Annotated in this window: 21 protein-coding genes and 1 other RNA gene; 9 read left to right on the forward strand and 13 right to left on the reverse strand. The window is 73.6% G+C overall.

The features are described from left to right. Positions 1 to 53: 53 nt before the first annotated feature. Positions 54 to 815 (reverse strand): SDR family oxidoreductase, encoded by a 762-nt coding sequence (locus tag BGK67_RS12040; RefSeq protein WP_069920088.1) that lies wholly within the window; start codon positions 813 to 815, stop codon positions 54 to 56. Positions 816 to 923: 108 nt separating this feature from the next. On the opposite strand from BGK67_RS12040, the gene BGK67_RS12045 reads away from it, so the two are divergent. Continuing rightward, positions 924 to 2,234: a Bcr/CflA family multidrug efflux MFS transporter gene (locus BGK67_RS12045; RefSeq protein ID WP_069920089.1), complete on the forward strand. Its 1,311-nt coding sequence runs from the start codon at positions 924 to 926 to the stop codon at positions 2,232 to 2,234. Between the two features lie 9 nt (positions 2,235 to 2,243). After that, a complete protein-coding gene (locus BGK67_RS12050; protein WP_069920090.1) occupies positions 2,244 to 3,251 on the forward strand; it encodes a small ribosomal subunit Rsm22 family protein in 1,008 nt (335 codons plus the stop codon). Here BGK67_RS12050 and ddaH read toward each other — a convergent pair. Then, positions 3,248 to 4,096 carry a dimethylargininase gene (gene ddaH / locus BGK67_RS12055; RefSeq protein ID WP_347878453.1) on the reverse strand — a complete coding sequence of 283 codons (849 nt, stop codon included), beginning with the start codon at positions 4,094 to 4,096 and terminating at the stop codon, positions 3,248 to 3,250. The two genes, BGK67_RS12050 and ddaH, sit on opposite strands and share 4 nt — an antisense overlap. A gap of 92 nt (positions 4,097 to 4,188) precedes the next feature. On the opposite strand from ddaH, the gene BGK67_RS12060 reads away from it, so the two are divergent. The 3 genes from BGK67_RS12060 to BGK67_RS12070 all read left to right on the forward strand — a co-directional run bounded on the left by BGK67_RS12060 (position 4,189) and on the right by BGK67_RS12070 (position 6,162). Further along, positions 4,189 to 4,800 carry a TetR/AcrR family transcriptional regulator gene (locus BGK67_RS12060; RefSeq protein WP_069920092.1) on the forward strand — a complete coding sequence of 204 codons (612 nt, stop codon included), beginning with the start codon at positions 4,189 to 4,191 and terminating at the stop codon, positions 4,798 to 4,800. Positions 4,801 to 4,950: 150 nt separating this feature from the next. Next, a complete protein-coding gene (locus BGK67_RS12065; protein WP_069920093.1) occupies positions 4,951 to 5,700 on the forward strand; it encodes a bifunctional DNA primase/polymerase in 750 nt (249 codons plus the stop codon). A 51-nt stretch (positions 5,701 to 5,751) separates the two neighbouring features. Beyond that, a complete protein-coding gene (locus BGK67_RS12070) occupies positions 5,752 to 6,162 on the forward strand; it encodes a VOC family protein (RefSeq protein WP_069920094.1) in 411 nt (136 codons plus the stop codon). A gap of 145 nt (positions 6,163 to 6,307) precedes the next feature. Here the strand turns inward: BGK67_RS12070 and yaaA are convergent, their stop codons facing one another. Then, positions 6,308 to 7,111 carry a peroxide stress protein YaaA gene (gene yaaA, locus BGK67_RS12075; protein WP_069920095.1) on the reverse strand — a complete coding sequence of 268 codons (804 nt, stop codon included), beginning with the start codon at positions 7,109 to 7,111 and terminating at the stop codon, positions 6,308 to 6,310. Positions 7,112 to 7,272: 161 nt separating this feature from the next. On the opposite strand from yaaA, the gene BGK67_RS12080 reads away from it, so the two are divergent. After that, complete coding sequence (locus tag BGK67_RS12080) at positions 7,273 to 8,715, forward strand: RNB domain-containing ribonuclease (protein ID WP_069920096.1); 1,443 nt, start codon at positions 7,273 to 7,275, stop codon at positions 8,713 to 8,715. A gap of 41 nt (positions 8,716 to 8,756) precedes the next feature. On the opposite strand, the gene BGK67_RS12085 is transcribed toward BGK67_RS12080, so the two are convergent. Together BGK67_RS12085 and BGK67_RS12090 are read right to left on the reverse strand one after the other, a co-directional pair. After that, on the reverse strand, positions 8,757 to 9,587 hold the full coding sequence (locus BGK67_RS12085) for a hypothetical protein (RefSeq protein WP_208948685.1): 831 nt from the start codon (positions 9,585 to 9,587) through the stop codon (positions 8,757 to 8,759). Beyond that, positions 9,584 to 10,318 (reverse strand): MerR family transcriptional regulator, encoded by a 735-nt coding sequence (locus BGK67_RS12090; RefSeq protein WP_069920097.1) that lies wholly within the window; start codon positions 10,316 to 10,318, stop codon positions 9,584 to 9,586. The genes BGK67_RS12085 and BGK67_RS12090 overlap by 4 nt, the downstream gene beginning before the upstream one ends. 78 nt (positions 10,319 to 10,396) lie before the next feature. Between BGK67_RS12090 and rnpB the strand changes: the two genes are divergently transcribed. Further along, an RNA gene (rnpB, locus tag BGK67_RS12095) (RNase P RNA component class A) lies at positions 10,397 to 10,798 on the forward strand. Between the two features lie 86 nt (positions 10,799 to 10,884). On the opposite strand, the gene BGK67_RS12100 is transcribed toward rnpB, so the two are convergent. From BGK67_RS12100 to BGK67_RS12110, 3 genes are read right to left on the reverse strand one after another with little or no spacing between them, the layout of a single operon-like run. Beyond that, the gene (locus BGK67_RS12100; RefSeq protein ID WP_069920098.1) at positions 10,885 to 12,306 is read right to left on the reverse strand and encodes a bifunctional RNase H/acid phosphatase; all 1,422 of its coding nucleotides are present in this window, start codon (positions 12,304 to 12,306) and stop codon (positions 10,885 to 10,887) included. Then, a complete protein-coding gene (locus BGK67_RS12105; RefSeq protein WP_208948794.1) occupies positions 12,306 to 13,049 on the reverse strand; it encodes a zinc ribbon domain-containing protein in 744 nt (247 codons plus the stop codon). Before BGK67_RS12105 ends, BGK67_RS12100 begins: the two co-directional genes overlap by 1 nt. Further along, positions 13,046 to 13,903 (reverse strand): Nif3-like dinuclear metal center hexameric protein, encoded by an 858-nt coding sequence (locus tag BGK67_RS12110; RefSeq protein ID WP_069920099.1) that lies wholly within the window; start codon positions 13,901 to 13,903, stop codon positions 13,046 to 13,048. Before BGK67_RS12110 ends, BGK67_RS12105 begins: the two co-directional genes overlap by 4 nt. 276 nt (positions 13,904 to 14,179) lie before the next feature. Between BGK67_RS12110 and BGK67_RS12115 the strand changes: the two genes are divergently transcribed. Further along, positions 14,180 to 15,256, forward strand: a complete 1,077-nt coding sequence (locus BGK67_RS12115; RefSeq protein ID WP_069920100.1) for a hypothetical protein — start codon at positions 14,180 to 14,182, stop codon at positions 15,254 to 15,256. Here the strand turns inward: BGK67_RS12115 and BGK67_RS12120 are convergent. The 3 genes from BGK67_RS12120 to BGK67_RS12130 are packed head-to-tail and all read right to left on the reverse strand — an operon-like array spanning position 15,243 to position 18,200. Continuing rightward, positions 15,243 to 16,184, reverse strand: a complete 942-nt coding sequence (locus tag BGK67_RS12120) for a 3-oxoacyl-ACP reductase (RefSeq protein ID WP_069920101.1) — start codon at positions 16,182 to 16,184, stop codon at positions 15,243 to 15,245. The two genes, BGK67_RS12115 and BGK67_RS12120, sit on opposite strands and share 14 nt — an antisense overlap. Before the next feature lie 33 nt (positions 16,185 to 16,217). Further along, complete coding sequence (locus BGK67_RS12125; protein ID WP_069920102.1) at positions 16,218 to 17,294, reverse strand: Zn-dependent alcohol dehydrogenase; 1,077 nt, start codon at positions 17,292 to 17,294, stop codon at positions 16,218 to 16,220. 33 nt (positions 17,295 to 17,327) lie between these two features. Continuing rightward, on the reverse strand, positions 17,328 to 18,200 hold the full coding sequence (locus tag BGK67_RS12130; protein ID WP_069920103.1) for a MaoC/PaaZ C-terminal domain-containing protein: 873 nt from the start codon (positions 18,198 to 18,200) through the stop codon (positions 17,328 to 17,330). Between the two features lie 209 nt (positions 18,201 to 18,409). On the opposite strand from BGK67_RS12130, the gene BGK67_RS12135 reads away from it, so the two are divergent. Next, positions 18,410 to 18,769 (forward strand): DNA-binding response regulator, encoded by a 360-nt coding sequence (locus BGK67_RS12135; RefSeq protein WP_244291454.1) that lies wholly within the window; start codon positions 18,410 to 18,412, stop codon positions 18,767 to 18,769. Positions 18,770 to 18,825: 56 nt separating this feature from the next. Here BGK67_RS12135 and BGK67_RS12140 read toward each other — a convergent pair whose 3' ends face one another. Next, the gene (locus tag BGK67_RS12140) at positions 18,826 to 19,665 is read right to left on the reverse strand and encodes a class II glutamine amidotransferase (RefSeq protein WP_069920105.1); all 840 of its coding nucleotides are present in this window, start codon (positions 19,663 to 19,665) and stop codon (positions 18,826 to 18,828) included. Between the two features lie 163 nt (positions 19,666 to 19,828). After that, positions 19,829 to 21,013 carry a lipid-transfer protein gene (locus BGK67_RS12145; RefSeq protein ID WP_069920106.1) on the reverse strand — a complete coding sequence of 395 codons (1,185 nt, stop codon included), beginning with the start codon at positions 21,011 to 21,013 and terminating at the stop codon, positions 19,829 to 19,831. Positions 21,014 to 21,019 lie beyond the last annotated feature (6 nt).

Genomic DNA, 21,019 nt, shown 5'->3' on the forward strand with positions numbered 1-21,019 from the left:
GCCTCAACGGCGGGGCCGCGGGGGACATTCCCCGGCGCCTCGCGAGCGGGGGCTCAGCCCCGCCCGATGTACGGCATCGCCGTCGCCATCACCGTCGCGAACTGCACGTTGGCCTCCAGCGGGAGCTCCGCCATGTGGAGCACGGTGCGCGCCACGTCGGCGGCGTCCATGACCGGTTCGACGGCCAGCTGCCCGTTGGCCTGGAGGATCCCGGTCCGCATCCGCTCGGTCATCTCGGTGGCCGCGTTGCCGATGTCGATCTGCCCGCAGGCGATCTTGTACGGGCGCCCGTCCAGGGACAGCGACTTGGTCAGGCCGGTCATCGCGTGCTTGGTCGCGGTGTAGGCGATGGAGTGCGGGCGCGGCACGTGCGCCGAGATGGAGCCGTTGTTGATGATGCGGCCGCCCTGCGGATCCTGCGCCTTCATCTGCCGGAAGGCGGCCTGCGCGCACAGGAAGGAGCCGGTCAGGTTGACGTCGACCACCGAGCGCCAGGCCTCGTAGGAGAGGTCCTCCAGCGGGACTCCGCCCGGGCCGAAGGTGCCCGCGTTGTTGAAGAGCAGGTCGAGGCGCCCGTAGCGCTCGCGGACGGCCCCGAACAGTGCGGCGACCCCGTCCGGATCGGTGACGTCCGTCGGTACGCGGAACACGTCCGCGCCGTCCCCGGCCGCCTCGGCGGTCTCCTCGAGCGGTTCGGCACGGCGGCCCGCCACGGCCACGGACCAGCCGGCGGCGGCCAGGGCCAGGGCCACCGAGCGGCCGATGCCCGACCCGGCGCCCGTCACTACAGCGATCTTCGTCGTGGGTTCGTCCATGGGGCCGCAGAGTACGTCACACCGTGCCCCCGCCCCCGGGCGTTCCGATTGCTGAGAGCATGGGTCGGTCAGGGGTGCGTAAAGAAGACAAGCAGACTGGAGTTCCGCATGTCGGAGAGAGGCCCCGTGACGGCCCGCTCGCACGAACCGTCACCCGAAACGCCCTCCGTCCCCACCGCCGCCCCACCCCTGAAGGCCGCACGCCGCACGAGCCTGCTGGTCACCTTCGTACTCGGCGGGCTCACCGCCCTCCCGCCGCTGTCCATGGACATGTACCTGCCGGCCCTGCCGGAGGTCACCAGAGTCCTGCACAGCCCTGCCGCCACCATCCAGCTCACCCTCACCGCCTGCCTCGCCGGCATGGCGCTGGGCCAGCTGGTGATCGGCCCGATGAGCGACAAGTGGGGCCGCCGCAGGCCGCTGCTCATCGGCATGGCCGTCTACGTCCTGGCCACCGCGCTGTGCGCCCTCGCCCCGACCGCCGAGCTGCTGATCGCCTTCCGCCTGCTCCAGGGCCTGGCCGGCGCGGCCGCGATCGTCATCGCGCGGGCCGTCGTACGCGACCTGTACGACGGGGTCGAGATGGCCCGGTTCTTCTCCAACCTCATGCTCATATCCGGCACCGCCCCGATCGTCGCCCCGCTCATCGGCGGCCAGGTGCTGCGCTTCTCCGACTGGCGCGGGGTCTTCGCGGTCCTGACCGCCGTCGGCCTCGTCCTCACCCTGATGGTGTGGCGCAGCCTCGACGAGACCCTGCCGCCCGAGCGGCGCCACACGGGCGGCGTCGGCGCGGCCCTGCGGACCATGCGCGGCCTGCTGGGCGACCGCGTCTTCACCGGCTACACCCTGGCCGGCGGTTTCGCCTTCGCGGTGCTGTTCTCGTACATCGCCGCCTCCCCCTTCGTGGTGCAGGAGATCTACGGCGCTTCGCCCCAGGCCTTCAGCCTGCTGTTCGGCGTCAACTCCTGCGGCCTGATCGCCGTCGGCCAGATCAACGGCAAGCTGCTGGTCGGCCGGGTCGACATGGACAAGACCCTGTCCGTGGGGCTCGCCGTCATCACGGTCGCCTCGGTGGGCCTGCTGCTCATGGCGACCGGGGTGTTCGGGGAGGTCGGGCTGGTCCCGATCGCCGCCGCGCTCTTCGTGCTGATGTCGGCGATGGGCCTGGTGCTGCCGAACACCAACGCGCAGGCCCTGATGCGCACCCCGCACGCCGCGGGCTCGGCGTCCGCGCTGATCGGCACCTCCTCCTTCCTGGTCGGCGCGATCGCCTCGCCGCTGGTCGGGATCGCGGGCGAGGACACGGCGGTGCCGATGGCGGTGGTGCAGCTGGTCTGCTCGCTGCTGGCGGTGGCCTGCTTCGCCGGCCTGTGCCGCCCGTGGCGCAGCTGCGAATCCGCGGTGCCCGCGGCGCCGTAAACTTCGCGGGTGAACGCCTCCGCCCCCACCACCGCCGACACCCTCCGCAGCACGCTCGGCGGGCTGCTCGACGGACTCCCGCCCAAGCAGGCCGCGGCCGCCGTCGAGCGGCTCATCGCCAGCTACCGGGGGCAGACCCCCACCGACGCGCCCGTGCTGCGCGACCGCTCCGACGTGGCGGCGTACGCGGCGTACCGGATGCCCGCCACCTTCGAGGCCGTCCGGGCCGCCCTGGACGGCCTCGCCGAGGCGGCCCCGCGGTGGGCGCCGGGCTCGCACGTGGACGTGGGCGGCGGCACGGGCGCCGCGACCTGGGCGGTCGACGCCACCTGGGAGGGCCCGCGGGAGACCACGGTGCTGGACTGGGCCGAGCCGGCGCTGGCCCTGGGCCGGGAACTGGCGGCGGCCTCCCCCTCCGAGGTGCTGCGCGGCGCGGCCTGGCGGCGGGCGGTCATCGGCTCCGGGCTGACCCTGCCGGAGGCCGACCTGGTGACGGTCTCGTACGTGCTGGGCGAGCTGACCCCGCAGGCCCGGACGGCCGTCGTCGCCGAGGCGGCGCGGGCCGGACAGGCCGTGGTGCTGATCGAACCGGGCACGCCGGAGGGCTACCTGCGCATCCGCGAGGCCCGCGACCAGCTGATCGCGGCCGGGCTGCGGGTCGCCGCCCCGTGCCCGCACGACGGGACCTGCCCGATCGAGGTCGGGCAGGACTGGTGCCACTTCTCGGCGCGGGTCAGCCGCTCCTCCCTGCACCGGCAGGTCAAGGGGGGCTCCCTCCCGTACGAGGACGAGAAGTTCAGCTACGTCGCCGCGACCCGCTTCCCGGCGGAGCCGGCCGCCTCCCGGATCACGCGCAGGCCGCAGATCCGCAAGGGGCTCGTCCTGCTGGAGCTGTGCGGCCCGCGGGAGGAGGGCCTGACCCGGGCCACCGTGACCAAGCGCCACGGTGGCCTCTACAAGGAGGCGCGGGACGCCGACTGGGGCCGGGCCTGGCCTCCGCCCGCTTCCGAGCGCTAGGGCCTCAGCTCCTGGGTGCAGCACTTCACGCTGCCGCCGCCCTTGAGCAGCTCGCCCAGGTCCATCGGGATCGGCTCGAACCCGCGGGCCCGCAGGGGAGCCAGCAGCCCGGTCGCCGCCTGCGGGAGCAGCACGTGCCGGCCGTCGGACACCGCGTTCATGCCCAGGGCCGCCGCGTCCTCCTCACCGGCGAGCAGCGCGTCGGGGAAGAGGCGTTTGAGCACGGCCTGGCTGCCCGGCGAGAAGGCGGCCGGGTGGTACATGACCTCGTCCCCGTCGAGGACGCACAGAGCCGTGTCCAGGTGGTAGTAGCGCGGGTCCACCAGGTCGAGGCCGATGACGGGGCGGCCGAAGAACTCCTGCGCCTCGTCGTGCGAGAGCGGGCTGGAGCGGAAGCCCCGGCCGGCCAGGAGGTAGCTGGCGGTGACGGCGAAGTCCCCCTCGCCCTCGTTGACGTGGGACGGCTCGTGGACGTCCCGGTAGCCGTGGCCGCGGAACCACTCGAGGTGGATCTCGGCCTCGGCGGCCCGCTCCGGATAGGCGAACCGGGCCCCGAGCACCCGGCCGTCCACGACGAGCGCCCCGTTCGCCGCGAAGACCATGTCGGGCAGCTCGGGGTGCGGTTCGAGGGTTTCGACGGTGTGCCCGAGGGCGCGGTAGCGGTCCCTCAGGTCCTCCCACTGGGCGAGTGCGAGGGGCAGGTCCACCGGTTTCGTGGGATCCATCCACGGATTGATGGAGTAGGTGACCTTGAAGTGCACGGGTGGGCACATCAGATAGCGCCGGGGTGTGGCGTCTCTGCGCAAAGAAGGCTCCTCACGACTTACGGCGGGTGTGGAGAGAATCGTCTCTCCTTACGCCGGACACCGCAGTGAACTGATTGGGTGGTTTAACGGACAAGAGGAAGACGAGACGTCTCGGTTGGTAGTTTCAGGACATGACGAAGACCCCTGACGCCGCCCGCCGCAGCGACCGCTCCCGGCGGGCCATCCTGGACGCCGCGCTCGCGCTGGTCGGGGAGGTCGGCTACAACAAGCTGACCATCGAGGCGATCGCCGCCCGGGCCGGGGTCGGCAAGCAGACCATCTACCGCTGGTGGCCCTCCAAGGCCGCCGTCCTCCTCGACGCCTCGCTCGCGCTCGCCGGGGAGGCGGAGACCGAGGGCCAGTGGACCGGCTTTCCGGACACCGGGGACCTCGCGGCCGACCTGAAGCACGTCCTGCGGGCGACGGTGGACGAGCTGTGCGACGAGAAGTACGAAGCGCCCGCCCGCGCCCTGACGGCGGCCGGGGCCACCGACCCCGAGCTCGGGGCCCGTTTCAACGAGCGGCTGCTGGAGCCGCAGCTCGCCCTGTACGAGGCCCGGTTGCGCACGGCCCGCCAGGCGGGGCAGCTGGCCCCGGACACCGATCTGCGGCTGACCGTGGAGATGCTGCTGGGCCCGCTCACGTACCGCTGGCTGCTGCGGACGCAGCCGCTGACGCACGCCTTCGCCGACGCGCTGGTGGACCGGGTGCTGGGCGGGGTGGCCAAGGTCACCGTCCCCTGACCGGAAACCAAATGGCTGGATTCTGTGGTTATGTGGGGGCTGCCGGTCACCCATTCCCAACCCCCCCGGTCACCGAGACCGGTCACCCGGGGCGCAGGATGGTGGGACCATGTGAAGGTCCGCCGGGGATACGGTGAGGTGAGGGGATAGATGGGGTCTGAGTCCGGCCGCGTCCAACGCGGCGAGCAGAGCAGGATTTCCCAGTGGCTGCGCCGGCGGCAGAAACCCGCCGCCGAGGACCCCGGAAAAGAGCGCGAGGCGCTCCTCCTGGCCGTCGCCGCCGCCGGTCTGCCGCTCGCCCCCGCCGCCCATCCCGCCGGCTACCGGTGTTCGTGCGACCGGATCGGCTGTCCGACGCCCGCCCGCCACCCGCTCTCCTTCGCCTGGCAGACCCAGTCGACCACCGACCGCGCACAGGTCGAACGGTGGGCGCGCAACCAGCCCCAGGCCAACTTCATCACCGCGACCGGCATGGTCCACGACGTCCTGGACGTCCCGCTGGAAGCCGGGGCCGCGGCGCTCGCCCGGCTGCTGGAAGCGGGCATCGAGGTCGGGCCGGTCGCCGAGTCGGGCGGCACCGGGGAGCAGGCCCGGATGCTCTTCTTCACCGCCACCCGCGGGACCCCCGAGGACGAGGACGAGTGGTGGCCCTGCGAACTGGACTGCCACCCCGAGACGATGGACGAGCACCCGGGCCTGCGGTGGCACTGCCGGGGCAGCTACGTCCTGGTGCCGCCGGCGGCCCTGCCGGGTGACCTGGCGGTCAGCTGGATCCGGGGCATGGAGCACCCGCTGCCGGATCCCCTCACCCTCCTGGAAACCCTGACGGACGCCTGCGCCACGTACGCGGGCACCGCGAACCTGACCCCGGCCGCGGTCGCGTGGCCCCTGGGCCACTAGGGGCCCGTCTCCAAGTCCGGCTCCCTTTTGATCTTGTGGCAAGATCGCGGGGTGCTACGACTAACCGATTTCATCATCGACTGCCCGGACACGATGAAGCTGGCGGCCTTCTACGCTGAGGTGACGGGGCTCCCGGTCAAGAAGAGCAGTAACGAGAACTGGGCCGGCATCCAGTTCGGCGAGATCGAACTGGCCTTCATCCAGGTGGAGGACTACCGCGCTCCGCAGTGGCCCGACAACGAGCACCCCAAGCAGTTCCACCTCGACTTCGAAGTCGACGACATCGAGGCCGAACAGCGCCGCGTCCTGGCCCTCGGCGCGACCCTGCAGCGGGACTGCATCGGCCCCGACGGCTACGGCTTCCGCGTCTACACCGACCCCATTGGCCACCCCTTCTGCCTCTGCCGCAACAAGGGTGTCACCTGGACCGATCAGGGCCCCATCTGGCCCCAGCACGACTAGGCCCCTCCCCCAGCCCCTGCGCCTCGAACGCCGGCCGGGCTGGGTTTGCCCTGCCCCAGCGCGCAAGTGCGGGCCCAGGCCGACCACGCCCAGCCCCGCCGGCGATTGAGGCGCGGGGTCCGGGGCGGAGTCCCGGCGGCGGGGGTCAGTGGTGGATCTGGGTGACCACCACGTCGAGGGCCCAGGCCCGACCCGGCTTCGCGGGGGCCTCGGCCTCGACCACGTAGCCGAGGTCCCGCAGCGCCCCGACCAGTTCGGCCGGCGAAGCCGGAGCCGCTCCCGCGAGCAGCAGGTCCCGCACCAGCCGCCCCTTCGTCGCCTTGTTGAAGTGGCTCACCACGGACCGCTTCTCCACCCCGTCCACCATCTGGGAGTGCAGCACCCGCACGGTGGCCGTCCGCCCCGCCACCTCCCCCTTCGGCTTCCACGCGGACGCGTACGCCGCCGACCGCAGGTCCAGCACCAGTCCCTCCCCCGCGACCGCGGGCAGCACCTGTGCCATCGGCTCCCGCCAGTACGCCCCCAGCGCCCCGCACCCCGGCAGCTTCACACCCATCGAGCAGCGGTACGACGGGATCCGGTCGCTGATCCGCACCGCACCCCACAGCCCGGAGAAGACCAGCAGCGACTCCTCGGCCAGCGCCCGCGCCGCCGGCGCCAGGTCCGCCAGACCCAGCGCGTCGTACAGCACGCCGGTGTAGATCTCCCCGGCCGACCGGGCCGCCGCCGACCGCAGCTCCGCGTTCTTCGCGACCTCGCCGCGCAGGCCTTCGCTCAGGCCCAGCACCTCGCGCGCCTTCAGCTCGTCCGCCGCGCACAGCTCGACCAGTTCGTCCAGGACCCCCGCACGGGCCTCGGCCAGACCGGGCAGCGACAGCGACCGCGGCTCCAGCGGTGCGCCGGAGCCGCCGGCGGCCTTTCCTTCGGACGGCGGCAGCAGCACGAGCACGGTGGATCTCCTTCGGTACGACACGGCGCAGGGGGGTGCGGCCCCCGAGCCAGGGTAGACGGCCCGCGCGCCCCGCCCGGACCCCGCGGCCCCGGCGACCTCCCACCGCCGAAGCCGCACGAACCGCGCGCATCGCCCGCAGAAGGCCTAGGCTCGGGGCCATGCCACGCCGCCACATGCACATGACCGGCGCGGACGGGGCTGCCCTGCGGGCCGCCCTGCGCGCACTGCGGACGAAGCTGGGCGTGCCGGAGGAGTTCCCGGCCGAGGTGCTCGCCGAGGCCGAACGGGCCGCCCGGGAGCCCCGCCTGCCCGACACCGACGCCACCGACCTCCCCCTCTTCACCGTCGACCCGCCCTCCTCCCGCGACCTCGACCAGGCCATGCACCTCGCGAGGCGGCCCGCCGGCGGCTTCCGGGTCCACTACGCCATCGCCGACGTCGCCGCCTTCGTCACCCCCGGCGGCGCGCTCGACGCGGAGGCCCACCGCCGCGTCACCACCCTCTACTTCCCCGACGGCAGGGTCCCGCTGCACCCATCCGTGCTCTCGGAGGGCGCGGCCAGCCTGCTCCCCGACCAGACCCGGCCCGCCCTGCTGTGGCGCCTCGACCTCGACGCCGAGGGCCGGGTGGAGACCACCGACGTCCGCCGCGCCCTCGTGCGCAGCCGGGCCCGGCTCGACTACGAGGGCCTCCAGAAGGCCGTCGACACCGGCACCGCGGAGGAGCCCGTCGCCCTCCTCCAGGACATCGGCCGGCTCCGCGAGGCCCTCGAGGTGGAGCGCGGGGGCATCTCGCTGAACGTGCCCGAGCAGGAGGTCGTCGCCCACGACGGCTCCTACACCCTGGCCTACCGGGCCCCGCACCCGGCGGACGGCTGGAACGCCCAGATCTCCCTGATGACGGGCATCGCCGCGGCCGACCTGATGTTGGCCGCCGGAACCGGGATCCTGCGGACACTCCCCCAGGCCCCCGACGGCGCCGTCGGCAGGCTGCGCCGGGCGGCCAAGGCCCTGCGGATCGACTGGCCGCACCACGTCCCGTACGCCGAACTCGTGCGCTCCCTCGACCCGCACCGCCCCGACCACGCCGCCTTCCTCCAGGAGTGCACGGCTCTGCTGCGCGGCGCCGGCTACACCGTCTTCACCGGCGGCGAGACCCCGGACCCCGCGATCCACGCGGCGGTGGCGGCCCCGTACGCCCACTGCACCGCCCCGCTGCGACGGCTCGCCGACCGGTACGCCGGGGAGCTGTGCCTCGCGGCGGTGGCCGGGGCGGAGCCCCCGCGGTGGGCGGTGGCGGCGCTGGACGCGCTGCCCAAGGAGATGGCGGACGGCACCCGGCTGGCCAACGGGGCCGAGCGGGAGTGCGTGGACCTCGTCGAGGCCGCCCTGCTCAAGGACCGCGTCGGGGAGGTCTTCGAGGCCACGGTGATCGACGTCAAGGACAACGCGCCGCGGGAGGGGACGGTCCACCTGAAGGACCCGGCGGTGGTCGGCCGGGTGGTGTCCACCGCCCTGGACCTGCCCCTGGGCGAGCGGATCCGGGTCCGCCTGACCGCGGCGGACCCGGGCAACTCCAAGATCCTCTTCGCCCCGGCGTGACGCGGGCGGCCCCGCCCCCGGCATGAGCCCGCCGGGTCCGGCTAAGCGGCGGGCTGCCGCAGCGCGCTGACCAGCGCACGCGGATCGTCCGCGTGGAAGCGGATGGTCCGCGCCTCTCCCACGGCGCCGAGCGGGCGGGTGAAGGGCAGCGGCCGGGTCAGCTCCAGGGTCACCGTGGTCTGGCTGCCCACGATCAGGTCGAGCTCGCCGTCCTCGGACAGCGTGACCAGCCTCCCCTGCGGATAGCGCCGGTCGACCCGGACCGAAGCCACCGCGTCCGGCGGGACGACGAGGTCGAACAGGGCCCCGTACCGGATCCGCAGCGAGCCGTCGGGCCGGACCACGTGCGGCCGCGTGACACAGGCGGCCTGGAGGGCGAGCAGGATCAGGATCCCGTACACGTCCAGGACGAGCACCACCCGGTGGACCGCGGGCCAGGGGATGAGCACGGCCAGCGCGACCGTCTCGACCACCGACACGAAGACCATCCCGTACATCATGGCGGTCTGCGGCCCCGTGTACCCGGCGGCGACGTCCCCGGCCCGGACCCCGTGCTTGCGGCGCAGCACCCACCAGCCCAGGGAGGCCGTGGCGCGCAGCTCGTGCCGCAGCAGCCGCCGCACCTGGACGGGCACGACCGTGTGCACGGCCTGCCACCAGGCCGCGCGGGGCCCGGCCCCCCGGGCGCGGGCGCCTGCGTACAGCGAGCGCAGCACCCAGGCCTCCAGCAGGAGCACGGCGAGCACCAGGACCTCGGCCGCCGCCACCGCCCACGCGGGCAGCCGTACGCCCGCGACCAGGCAGCAGACCAGCACCAGTTCCCCCGGTATGACGGCCGCGGCCGTCATACGCGCCACCCGCACCCCGTTCATCCCCTGCCCCTCTCCATGAACGCCTCCATCACCCGGCGGACGACCTCCGCCTGCGCGGGCGCGAACTCGGCGAGCAGCGCCTCCTTGAACCCGGGCACGACCGCGCCCTCGGCGGGGACCGCGGCGAACACCTCGTCGGGGACGGCCGCGATCAGCTCGGCCGCCAGGGCCGGGATCCGCGGATCGTCCGCGGCGGCGTCGGCGAGCTCGTCCAGCCGCTCGTACAGGGCCAGCACCGCGGGGTCGGCGGCCAGCGGCCCGAGGGCGGCGTAGAGCTCCTCGCCGCCGAAGCCCGTGGCGTCGAGCAGCGTCAGGTGCTCGCGGTCCTTCGCGGCGGACGGCGAAGCTGTGGGCGGCGCCTTGGCGAGCAGCCCGGCGAGCGCGGGCGAGAGCGGTTCGGCCTCGCCGGGCGGGGCGGCCAGCAGCACCGCGAGCCGGCGCCGGCGCTCGCCGATCTCGGCCTGCTGGCGGGCCAGGTCGGCGTCGAGTTCTTCGAGTACGTCGGCCAGTTCGCGCCCGGCGTCGTCCGCGAGGACGTCGCGCACCTCGTCCAGGCTGAGCCCGAGCTCGGTGAGCCGGCGCACGCGGGCCAGCAGGACGGCGTCGCGGACGCTGTAGGCCCGGTAGCCGTTGGGGCGCCGCTCCGGTTCCGGGAGCAACCCGACATGGTGGTAGTGCCGGATCGCCCGGGTTGTTACCCCGACGAGCGCGGCGATCTCTCCGATCCGCATGCCCCCCAGTAGAAACCCTGCCGTCGCGTCAAGGTCAAGCGGCGACGGCACAGCCGGTAACATGGTCGCCACGGCAGACGAGTCGGCCGGGCGGCCGCGTCGGGATCCTCGGATCCCGCCGAGGAACGTCCGGGCTCCACAGGGCAGGGTGGTGGGTAACGCCCACCCGGGGTGACCCGCGGGACAGTGCCACAGAAAACAGACCGCCGGGGGCTTCGGCCCCCGGTAAGGGTGAAACGGTGGTGTAAGAGACCACCAGCGCCTGAGGTGACTCAGGCGGCTAGGTAAACCCCACCCGGAGCAAGGTCAAGAGGATCCGTCCCCGGACGGGTCTGCGCGAACGCTCGAGGGCTGCCCGCCCGAGTTCGCGGGTAGACCGCACGAGGCCGGCGGCAACGCCGGTCCTAGATGGATGGCCGTCTCCCCGGCGACCGCGAGGTCACCGGGTGACAGAACCCGGCGTACAGGCCGGCTCGTCTGCCGTTCCCACCCCGTCCGGGGTGCCGCGAACACGAGAACCCCCCGCCCGTGAGGGCGGGGGGTTCTGTGCGTCGTGCCACCGGCGGCTACCGCAGGTGGGAGGTGTCGTTCAGCAGCCGGACCGAGGCGTTGCCGTCCGCGTAGTACGCCACCGCCGACAGCGAGGCCGCCGACAGCTCCATGCGGAACAGCGACTCCGGCGGGGCGCCCAGGGCGAGGCGGACCATGATCTTGACCGGGGTCACGTGGGTGACCAGCAGGACCGTGCGGCCCGCGTGCTCGGCGAGCAGCCGGTCGCGGGTCGCGGAGATCCGGCGGGTGGCGGCCGTGAAGCTCTCGCCGCCGCCCGTGGGAGCCGCCCGCGGGGAGTCCAGCCACGCCTGGAGGTCCTCGGGGAACCGCTCGCGCACCTCGGCGAAGGTCAGCCCCTCCCAGGCCCCGAAGTCCACCTCGCGCAGACCCTCTTCGACCGTCACCGTGAGGCCGAGGCGGTCGGCGACGGCCTGGGCGGTCTCGCGGCAGCGGCGCAGCGGGGAGCTGACCACCGTCTGCACGGTGCCGCGTGCGGCCAGCGCCTCGGCCACGGCCGAGGCCTGGCGCCGACCGGCCGGGGACAGCTCGGGGTCGCTGCCCCCGCTGCCGGAGAAGCGCTTGTGCGGGGTGAGGGCGGTCTCGCCGTGCCGCAGCAGCACGAAGGTGGCGGGCGTGCCCATGTCGGGCCCCCAGCCGGTACCGCCCGCGGGGGCCGCCGTGCTGGGGGCCGCGGCCGTCGGGTCGTGACCGGCCGACCCGGCGCGCGCCGCGGCCGGGACCTGTCCCGGTACGCCGGCCACCGGCTGCTCGAACAGCGTGTCGGAGCCCGCCGGTTCGCAAGAGGAGGCGACTCGCGCGGCGCGGGTGTCCGCGGTCTCGGTGGAGGCGGACGCCGACGCGGTCGCGGTCGCCGGAGCCGTCACCCGCGTACCCGGGCCGGAGGCGAGGGCGGCGCGCACCGCGGCCGCGCCCTTCGCCGCGTCGCCCGGCGGCCCGGCCAGGGCGCCGGCGCCGCGGTCGAGGGCGGCGGCGGACGCGGAGGGCTCCCACTGCTTGCCGCGCTTGCCCGCGTCCATCGCCTCGTTGGCGAGCCGGTCCGCGTGCTTGTTCCTCTCGCGCGGGATCCACTCGTACGTCACCTGGGCGCGCGGCAGGATCTTCGCCGCCGCGGCGGCGAGCGGCTTCATGTCCGGGTGCTTGATCTTCCAGCGGCCGGACATCTGCTCGACGACCAGCTTGGAGTCCATCCGCACCAGCACCTGCGCGTCGGACGCCAGTTCACGGGCGGCCGTGAGCCCGGCGATCAGGCCCTTGTACTCCGCCACGTTGTTCGTCGCGACGCCGATGTACTCGGCGCGCTCGGCCAGCGTCTCGCCCGTCGCCGGGTCGAGGACGACCGCGCCGTAGCCGGCGGGCCCCGGGTTGCCCCGGGAGCCGCCGTCCGCCTCGACGACGAACCGGACAGGGCTGCGCATCAGATGCCCGAGTCGGCCGTACGGACCAGGATGCGGCCGCAGTTCTCGTGGCGCACGACCTGGTCGCGGGCCGCGGCCTTGATCTCGTTGACCTCGGCCATGTCGAGCTCGAGGCGGCAGCCCTCGCAGCGGCGCTGGTACAGGCGCGCGGCGCCGACCCCGCCCTGCTTGGCTCGGATCTTCTCGTACAGGGCCATCAGGTCGGCCGGCATGGACGTGACGATGACCTCGCGGTCCTTGGCGATCTTGGCGGCCTCGGCGTCGAGCTCGCCGGTGGCCGCGTCGCGGCGCGCGGTGGCGTCGGTCAGCTTGGCCTCCAGGGCGGAGACGCTCCCGGTGAGGCCGGTGACGCGCTCCTGCGCGGCCTCCAGGCGCTCCATGACCTCCAGGACCACGTCCTCCAGGTCGCCCTGCCGCTTGGCGAGGGAGACGACCTCGCTCTGCAGGTTGGCCAGGTCCCGGGCCGAGACGCCCACGCCGGAGTCCAGGCGCTGCTGGTCGCGGGCGGCGCGCTGGCGCACCTGGTCCACGTCCTGCTCCGCCTTGGTCTGCTCGCGCGCGGCGTCGCTGGCCTGGGTCTGGGCGGCGACGAGCAGGTCGCGCTGCTGGCTGAGGTCCTTGGTCAGCGAGTCGACCTCGGCGTGCTCGGGCAGCGACTTGCGCTTGTGGACGAGCTGAGACAGCCGCACGTCCAGGGCCTGGACGTCGAGAAGTCGGATCTGGTCGGCGGGCTCGGCGTTCAGTTGGGGGCTCCAGGGAGAGAAGGGGGTGTGACGGACGGCGCGTGCGCCGTCCACGGGTCGGTGACCGTGCGCGAGACGTGGGTGCGCAGACCCCAGCCGTGGCGCTCGGAAATCGCGTCGAGCTGGGCCGCGGCCTGCTCGCACCAGGGCCACTCGGTGGCCCAGTGGGCGGCGTCGACGAGGGCGAGCGGGCTCTGCTCGCGGGCCTCGGAGACCGGGTGGTGGCGCAGGTCGGCGGTCAGGAAGACGTCCACGCCGGCGGCGCGGACCTGCTCGAAGAGGCTGTCGCCGGAGCCGCCGCTGACGGCGACGCGGCGGATCGGGGCGTCCGGGTCGCCGGCGACGCGGATGCCCTGGGCGGTCTGCGGCAGCCAGGCCGCGGCGCGCGCGGCGAACTCGCGCAGCGTCTCGGGGTGGTCCAGTTCGCAGATCCGGCCCAGGCCGCGGCGGCCCGCGGGGTCGGTGGGGTCGGGCACCAGCGGGCCGGTGATCCGCAGGTCCAGGGCGCCCGCGAGGGCGTCGGAGACCCCGGGGTCGGCGGTGTCGGCGTTGGTGTGGGCGACGTGCAGCGCGATGTCGTTCTTGATCAGCGTGTGCACGACCCGGCCCTTGAAGGTGCCGGCCTCGACGGTGGTGGTGCCGCGCAGGTAGAGCGGGTGGTGGGTGACGATCAGGTCGGCGCCGAGCTTGACGGCTTCGTCGGCGATCTCCTGTACGGGGTCCACGGCGAACAGCACCCGGGAGACCTCGGCTTCGGGGTCGCCGCAGACGGTGCCGACGGCGTCCCACTGCTCGGCCCGCGAGGGGGGCCACAGAGCGTCCAGCGCGGCGATGACTTCAGAGAGACGGGGCACGGCCCAAGGCTACCGTCCGTGGCGCCCGCCCCATGGCCCGACCGCTCGCGGACCGGCCCGGGGGCGCTCGAGGGGCTTGCGGGTCCCGGTCGTCGAGGGGTGCCGGCCGGCTTCGCACCGGCCGCCCGCCCGGGGCCCGCCGCTCCCGCGCAGCACAATCACGGGCGCGGCCCGCGGGTAACCGCCGCCCGGCCACCCGTATGTGTGAAGCGGGGTTGGTCGTGTTGTTCGGCAGGAAGTGCGATAACTAGCTTCCTCACCGGAGGTGAAGCACGGATGACTGTCTGTGCCATCGAAACGACGCGCACGGCCCCGTTCACGATCGCCGCGGACGGCTCGTACGCCGCCCGGCTCGCCGGGGACGGCGACGCGCTCTACGCGGAGCGCTGGACCTTGGCCGGGCCCGAGGTGTACGCGGTGCCGCTGCCGCTCGCGCAGCCCGAGGAAGCCGACAGCGAGCTGCTGCCGCTGGCCGACGGGCGGGTGCTGATCCACCGCCGGGTGGCGGACCGGCACGCCTTCGCCCTGCTGTACCCGACGGGCGCCGCCGCGGGGCCGCGCACCGGCGAGCTCCAGCTGGGCGGGGTGGAGCGGCAGGACGGCGTACGGGTCAGCCTGCTGCCGCCGTCCCCGGACGGCCGCGGCGCGTTCGCGCTGGCCGCGGGCGAGGGCCGGACCACGGTCTGGCAGGTGGCCTCGGGCGCGTGCGGGCCGCGGCGCGTGGCCGAGGTCCCGGGCCGCTGCTCCGGCGGCGTCTGGCTGGACCGGACCGGCCGGCTGCTGGCCCTGGACCGCGAGCTGGACGGCACCACCAAGGCCGTGGCCGTGGACCTGGAGCGCGGCGGCGAGGTGTCCCCGCTGCTGCAGATCGCGGAGGCCAGCGAGGACCGGCTGCTGCTGGCCGACCCCGACAGCGGGCTGCTGCTGATCCGCTCCGACGCGCCGGGCGAACCGCGCCTGGGCTGGGGGGTGCTGGGCAGCTCCCTGCCGGTCCGCTTCCCGGAGTGCCTGCGCCACCGGGACGCGATCCCGTTCGCGGTGCAGCCGGGGCAGGCGCTGATGCCGGAGACCTGCGGGGTGGCGCTGCGGCTGCCCGAGGGCGACATCGCCCTGTGGCGCCCCGCCGACCGGCACGTCTTCCGGCTCGGGGCGCCCCGGGGCTGGCTGGGCGGTACGGGGCTGTGGAGTGCGCAGGGCCGCCTGCACCTGCCGTACGCGACCCCGGACGTGCCCTGCGGGATCTTCGGGCTGAGCCTGCCGCCCGCCCCTCCCCCGCCGGTCCGCCTCACCCCCGAACCGCCGCAAGCTCCCCGCCCGGTGCCCCTCCAGCAGGCGCCGCTCAGCCGTGCTTGAGGCCCAGCACCTCCGTCGCGGCGAAGGTCTCGTTCGCCGGGCGGGAGTCGTAGTGCGGGGTCAGGACCTCGTCGAGCTCCTCGTAGGAGAAGGCCTCCTTGGTGGTGTCGAACTTCGCGGCCACCTTGGGGCGTTCCATGACGGCCACGATCCCGCCGTGTACGACGAACAGCTGCCCGTTGGCCTTGGCCGCGGCGGGTGAGGCCAGGTAGCCGACCAGCGGGGAGACGTGCTCGGGAGCGAGGGCGTCCAGCTTGCCGTCTTCGGGGACCTGGAAGCCGGCGAAGACGTCCTCGGTCATCCGGGTGCGGGCGCGCGGGCAGATGGCGTTGGCCGTCACCCCGTACTTCGCGAGGGCCAGGGCGGTGGACGTGGTCAGGCCCACGATGCCGCCCTTGGCCGCCGCGTAGTTCGGCTGGCCGGCCGAGCCGCCGAGGAAGGCCTCGGACGAGGTGTTGACGATCCGGCCGTAGACCGGGCCGCCCGCCGCCTTCGAGCGCTCCCGCCAGTGCACGGACGCGAAGTGGGTGGTGTTGAAGTGGCCCTTGAGGTGGACCCGGATCACCGAGTCCCACTCCGCCTCCGACATGGAGAAGACCATCCGGTCGCGCAGGATGCCCGCGTTGTTGACCAGGATGTCGAGCTTGCCGAAGCTCGCGACGGCCAGCTCGACCAGCTCGCGCGCCTGCTCGAAGTCGGCCACGTCGCCCAGGTGCGCGACGGCCTGCCCGCCCGCCGCCCGGATCTGCGCGGCCACCTCCTGCGCCGGGGCGGCCGAGGCCTCCCCGGAGCCGTCCCGGCCGGGCTGCCCGAAGTCGTTGACGACCACGCTCGCGCCGAGCCGCGCGAGTTCGACCGCCTCGGCCCGGCCGAGCCCGCGCCCGGCGCCGGTGACGATGGCGCTGAGCCCCTCAAGTGGCAGTGACATCCGTACGGTTCCCCTCGGAATCGGTGGAACGGGTCAGAGTTCGATGCAGGTGCGCAGGGCCGTGCCGGTGCGCATCTGGTCGAGGGCGTCGTTGATCTCGGCGAGCTGCACCCGGTGGGTGATCAGGCCCGCCAGGTCCACCCGGCCGGCCCGCCACAGCGCGATGGTGCGCTCGTAGGAGCGCAGGACGTCGCCGCCCCCGTACATGGACGGGAGGATCTTCTTCTCGTCGAAGAAGAGGGAGAACATGTCGATCTGGTAGGTGTCGTCCATGGCGCCCGCGCCGACGATGACCACGCTGCCGCCGCGCCGGGTCATCTTGTAGGCGGTCTGCGCGGTGGCGGACTTGCCGACGACCTCGAAGACGTAGTCGAAGCCCTCGCCGCCGGTGATCCGGTTCTTGGCGTCGTCGAAGGCGTCCGGCGCGACCGCCTCGGTGGCTCCGAACCGCAGGGCCGCGGCGCGCCGCGACTCCACCGGGTCGACGGCGATGATCTGCGCGGCGCCCTGGACCTTGGCGCCCTGGATGACGGATATGCCGACGCCGCCGCAGCCGATGACGGCGACCGAGGAACCGGCCTCCACCTTGGCGGTATTGATGGCCGCGCCGAGGCCGGTGGTGACCCCGCAGCCGATGAGCGCGGCGATGTCGAAGGGCACGTCCTCGGGGATCGGCACGGCGCAGGCGGCGTCGACGACGAGCTCCTCGGCGAAGGTGCCGGTGGCGGCGAAGCCGAAGATGTCACCGCCCGCGCGCTTGAAGTTGGGGGTGCCCGCGTTGACCAGGCCGGCCAGGCACAGGTGGCCCTGGCCGCGCTTGCAGGACGGACAGTGGCCGCACGGCGGCAGCCAGCAGACGAGGACCCGGTCGCCGACCTGGTGGCCGGTGACGCCGTCGCCGACGTCGGAGATCACTCCGGAGCCCTCGTGGCCGGGGATGAAGGGGGCGGGCTGCGGCAGGATGCCGCTCATCGCGGAGAGGTCGGAGTGGCACAGGCCGGTGGCCTTGATCCGGATCTTGACCTTGCCGGGGCCCAGGCCCACGGCCTCCATGTCGTCGACGACCTCGAGCTTGTCCTGGCCGATCTCGCTCTGCAGTGCTGCGCGCACGGTGCGGCTCCTTAGGTCCTTGCGGTCTCGTGCTTACGAGTGTTCGACGACGGTGTCGGCGAGGACGGGCGCGTCGTCGCGGTCGGCGGCGCCCACGGCCACCAGGACGCGGCCGGGCTCCTGCCACATCCGGATGCGCAGGGTCTCGCCGGGGAAGACGATCCCGGCGAAGCGCGTGCGGTAGGCGCCGACCCGGGAGACGTCCCCGCCGAGGGCCGTGTCGACGACGGCCTTGAGGGTCATGCCGTACGAGCACAGGCCGTGCAGAATCGGCCGGTCGAAGCCGGCCGTCTTGGCGAACTCGGGGTCGGCGTGCAGGGGGTTCCAGTCGCCCGAGAGCCGGTAGAGCAGCGCCTGCTCCTCGCGGATGGTGCGTTCCTCGACCCGGTCGGGCGCGCGCTCGGGCAGCTCCTCGCGGACGGAGGGCCCGCGCTCGCCGCCGAACCCGCCCTCGCCGCGTACGAAGATCTGCGCGTCGCTGGTCCACAGCGGCCCGTCGGCGTCGGCGACCTCGGAGCGCAGCACGATCACGGCCGCCTTGCCCTTGTCGTAGACGGCGGCGACCTTGGAGCTGGAGGTGGCCCGGCCCTTGACGGGGATGGGCCGGTGCAGCTCGATGGAGTGGCCGCCGTGCAGGACGTGGGCGAGGTTGACCTCGATGCCGGGCTGGCCGAGGCCCCCGAGCATGGCCATGCCGGCGCCGGCGACGGTGGCGAAGCTGGGGAGGACGTGGAGCCTGGACTCGAGGGTGTAGCGCAGCTCGTCGGCGTCGGTGGCTCCTCGCTGCCCGTTGGAGGAGGTACCGGCACCGAGGCCGAGGTGGTAGAGCTGGATGTCCTTGTGGTCCCAGCCGATGTCCCCCTGGCGGGGTTCTGCGGCGAGGGCCTTGGCGGCATCGATCGGCATGTGGATGCTGCTCCCTGTCGTGGAAACGGGGGCCTTGGAAGACCTCGGTGCGGCCGTCCGCACCGTCGGCCGCACCGAGGTCGTATGCGGGCCGGCCCGTGGCGCGTTCTAGAACGCGTTCTAGGGCCGGTGAAGGAATGTATAACGCACGCCCCAACACTTGGGAAGACTGCTGACCTTGCGTCAGATAGGCTGCTCCGGTGGACGAAATGCCCGTTGCGCACCGCCCTGCCCGATCCCTGCGGGTCCTGCTCCATCCGCCGAACCCGGCCCTGGCGCTCCAGCTCGGCCTGCAGCCCGACATCGAGGTCGTACGGGACATGACGGCCCGCCCGGCGGTGGCCCTGGTCGAGGACGCGGGCACCGTCGCCGCACTGCTGGCGGACGACGCGGAATGCCGGGTCCTGGTACTGGCCGGCTCGGCCCGGCCGGGCCTGCTGGACGCGGCCCTCGCGGCGGGCGCGGCCGGGCTGGTCCTGCGCGACGGCCCCGTCGAGGACCTGGCGGACGCCCTGCGGCGCGCTTCACAGGGCGAGACGGTGATCGACCCGGCGCTCGCCGGGCCGTAGGCCGGCCTCCGCCGGGCGGGCCGCCGCGGGCCCAGACCCGCGCCCCGGGAGGCTCGTCACGCCCCCGCGGGGGCGAAGGGGAACAGCGCGTCCGCCCCGGGCTGCACGACCCCGTAGCTGCTCTCCGGCACCTCGTTCCAGGCGCCGGGCAGGTCACCGAGGGGCTCGGACACAATCAGCCGGGTCTCGTCGGAGACGTCCTTCAGGAAGGCCACGTCGGGGTGCAGCCTGCGCAGCGTCTCGACCCGGCTGCTGTAGAACAGCGACCGGGACTTGCGCTCGCTGGAGTAGCGGAAGGCCCACACGCGTTCGCCGTCGGTGACGGCGAGGGTCATCTGGAGCGGGAACTCCACGCCGTGCGCGCGGCCCGCCCGCTCCACCACCCCCGCCATCGCGGCGACGGCGGCCGGCGGGTCCTCCTCCAGGCCGAACGTGAGGGCCAGGTAGAACATCACCTCGGAGTCGGTCGTCCCCTCGATGTCGGCGAACAGGGCCGGATCGACGAGCAGGCACAGCTCGCGGCGCATCAGGTGGAACCCCGCGATGGCACCGTTGTGCATGAACATCCAGCGTCCGTGCCGGAAGGGGTGCGAGTTCGTCTGCTGCACGGCCGTGCCGGTCGAGGCCCGGATGTGCGCGAAGAAGAGCGGGGAGCGGACGTGGTCCGCGATCTCCCGCAGGTTGCGGTTGTTCCAGGCGGGGCCGATGTCCCGCAGGATGGCCGGGGTGTCGGTCTCCTCCGTCTCCGTGTACCACCCGACGCCGAAGCCGTCGCCGTTCGTCGTCTCCACACCCAGCTTCGAGTGCAGGCTCTGATCGATCAGCGAATGCACCGGTTTGTACAGGATGGTGTCGAGCAACATCGGTGTTCCTGAATACGCGAGCCATCGGCACATGCGCCCTCACCTGCAGTCCCTGGAACCCGTGGACCCTGACCGGCCCCGCTCGCCCGCGCGTGCGTCCCCCGACGCGGGCGACGCCGCAGGGCGTGGTCCGGCCCTCTCATTCTCGGCTCCTGCCCCGGGGCGCGCCACGCGAACGCCCCCCGCCTCCCGGGGTCTACCGCCGCAGCAGCGTCACCACGGCGGCTCCGCCCAGCCCGATGTTGTGGGCGAGGCCCACGCCCGCGCCGGGGACCTGGCGGGGGCCGGCCTCCCCGCGCAGCTGCCACACCAGCTCCGCGGCCTGCGCGAGCCCCGTCGCGCCCAGCGGGTGGCCCTTGGAGATCAGGCCGCCCGACGGGTTCACGACCCAGCGTCCGCCGTAGGTGGTGGCGCCGCTCTCGACGAGCTTGCCGGAGGCCCCGTCCTCGCACATGCCGAGCGCCTCGTACGTCAGCAGCTCGTTGACCGAGAAGCAGTCGTGCAGCTCGATGACGTCCACGTCCTCGATGCCGAACCCGGAGGCCTCGTACACCTGGCGGGCCGCGGCGGCCGTCATCGGCTTGCCGACGACGTCGATGCACGAGCCGGCGAAGCTGGCCCCGGTGTCCGTCGTCATCGACTGGGCGACGATCTCCACCGCCTTGTCGTGCAGCCCGTGCCGCACGACGAACCGCTCGGACACGACGAGCGCCGCGGCCGCCCCGTCCGAGGTGGGCGAGCACTGGAGCTTGGTCAGCGGCGCGTGGATCGCCTTGGCCGCCAGGATCTCCTCCACCGTGTACACGTCCTGGAACTGCGCGTTCGGGTTGTTCGCCGAGTGCCGGTGGTTCTTCGCGCCGACCGCCGCGAGCTGCGCGGCCGTGGTGCCGTACCGCTCCATGTGCTCGCGCGCCGCGTTCCCGAAGATCTGCGCGGTCGGCGGGGACATCTCGAAACCGTGCGCCGCCGCCATGATCCCGTAGTGCCGGGCCACCGGAGACGTCTTGAAGTCTCCCCCGTCCGCCCCGCCCCCCAGCGCCCCGCGCTTCATCTTCTCGAAGCCCAGCGCCAGTACGCAGTCGTTCAGTCCGCCCTCCACGAACTGCCGCGCCATCATCAGCGCCGTCGACCCGGTCGCGCAGTTGTTGTTCACGTTGTAGACCGGGACCCCGCTCAGCCCCAGCTCGTACGCCGCCCGCTGGCCGGCCGTGGAGGCCTGGAAGCAGTAGCCCACCGGCACCTGCTCCACCAGCCCGTAGTCCACCCCGGCGTCCGCCAGCGCCGCCGTCCCGGCCTCCTTTGCCATGTCCCAGTACTGCCAGTCCCGCGACTCCGGCTTCTCGAACTTCGTCATGCCGACGCCCACGATGTACGACTTCATGCCGGT

Origin of the sequence: Streptomyces subrutilus (genome assembly GCF_001746425.1) — a bacterium.
GTDB lineage: Bacteria > Actinomycetota > Actinomycetes > Streptomycetales > Streptomycetaceae > Streptomyces > Streptomyces subrutilus_A.

Excerpts from the sequence above, each read along its gene's own strand:
- BGK67_RS12040 (WP_069920088.1), bottom strand. The coding sequence starts at position 815 with ATGGACGAACCCACGACGAAGATCGCTGTAGTGACGGGCGCCGGGTCG.
- BGK67_RS12130 (WP_069920103.1), bottom strand. The coding sequence starts at position 18,200 with ATGCCGATCGATGCCGCCAAGGCCCTCGCCGCAGAACCCCGCCAGGGG.
- BGK67_RS12060 (WP_069920092.1), top strand. The coding sequence starts at position 4,189 with ATGACGAAGACCCCTGACGCCGCCCGCCGCAGCGACCGCTCCCGGCGG.
- BGK67_RS12120 (WP_069920101.1), bottom strand. The coding sequence starts at position 16,184 with ATGTCACTGCCACTTGAGGGGCTCAGCGCCATCGTCACCGGCGCCGGG.
- BGK67_RS12140 (WP_069920105.1), bottom strand. The coding sequence starts at position 19,665 with ATGTGCCGATGGCTCGCGTATTCAGGAACACCGATGTTGCTCGACACC.
- BGK67_RS12135 (WP_244291454.1), top strand. The coding sequence starts at position 18,410 with ATGCCCGTTGCGCACCGCCCTGCCCGATCCCTGCGGGTCCTGCTCCAT.
- BGK67_RS12090 (WP_069920097.1), bottom strand. The coding sequence starts at position 10,318 with ATGCGGATCGGAGAGATCGCCGCGCTCGTCGGGGTAACAACCCGGGCG.
- BGK67_RS12085 (WP_208948685.1), bottom strand. The coding sequence starts at position 9,587 with ATGAACGGGGTGCGGGTGGCGCGTATGACGGCCGCGGCCGTCATACCG.
- BGK67_RS12045 (WP_069920089.1), top strand. The coding sequence starts at position 924 with ATGTCGGAGAGAGGCCCCGTGACGGCCCGCTCGCACGAACCGTCACCC.
- BGK67_RS12115 (WP_069920100.1), top strand. The coding sequence starts at position 14,180 with ATGACTGTCTGTGCCATCGAAACGACGCGCACGGCCCCGTTCACGATC.
- BGK67_RS12080 (WP_069920096.1), top strand. The coding sequence starts at position 7,273 with ATGCCACGCCGCCACATGCACATGACCGGCGCGGACGGGGCTGCCCTG.
- BGK67_RS12065 (WP_069920093.1), top strand. The coding sequence starts at position 4,951 with ATGGGGTCTGAGTCCGGCCGCGTCCAACGCGGCGAGCAGAGCAGGATT.
- BGK67_RS12100 (WP_069920098.1), bottom strand. The coding sequence starts at position 12,306 with ATGCGCAGCCCTGTCCGGTTCGTCGTCGAGGCGGACGGCGGCTCCCGG.
- BGK67_RS12145 (WP_069920106.1), bottom strand. The coding sequence starts at position 21,013 with ATGAAGTCGTACATCGTGGGCGTCGGCATGACGAAGTTCGAGAAGCCG.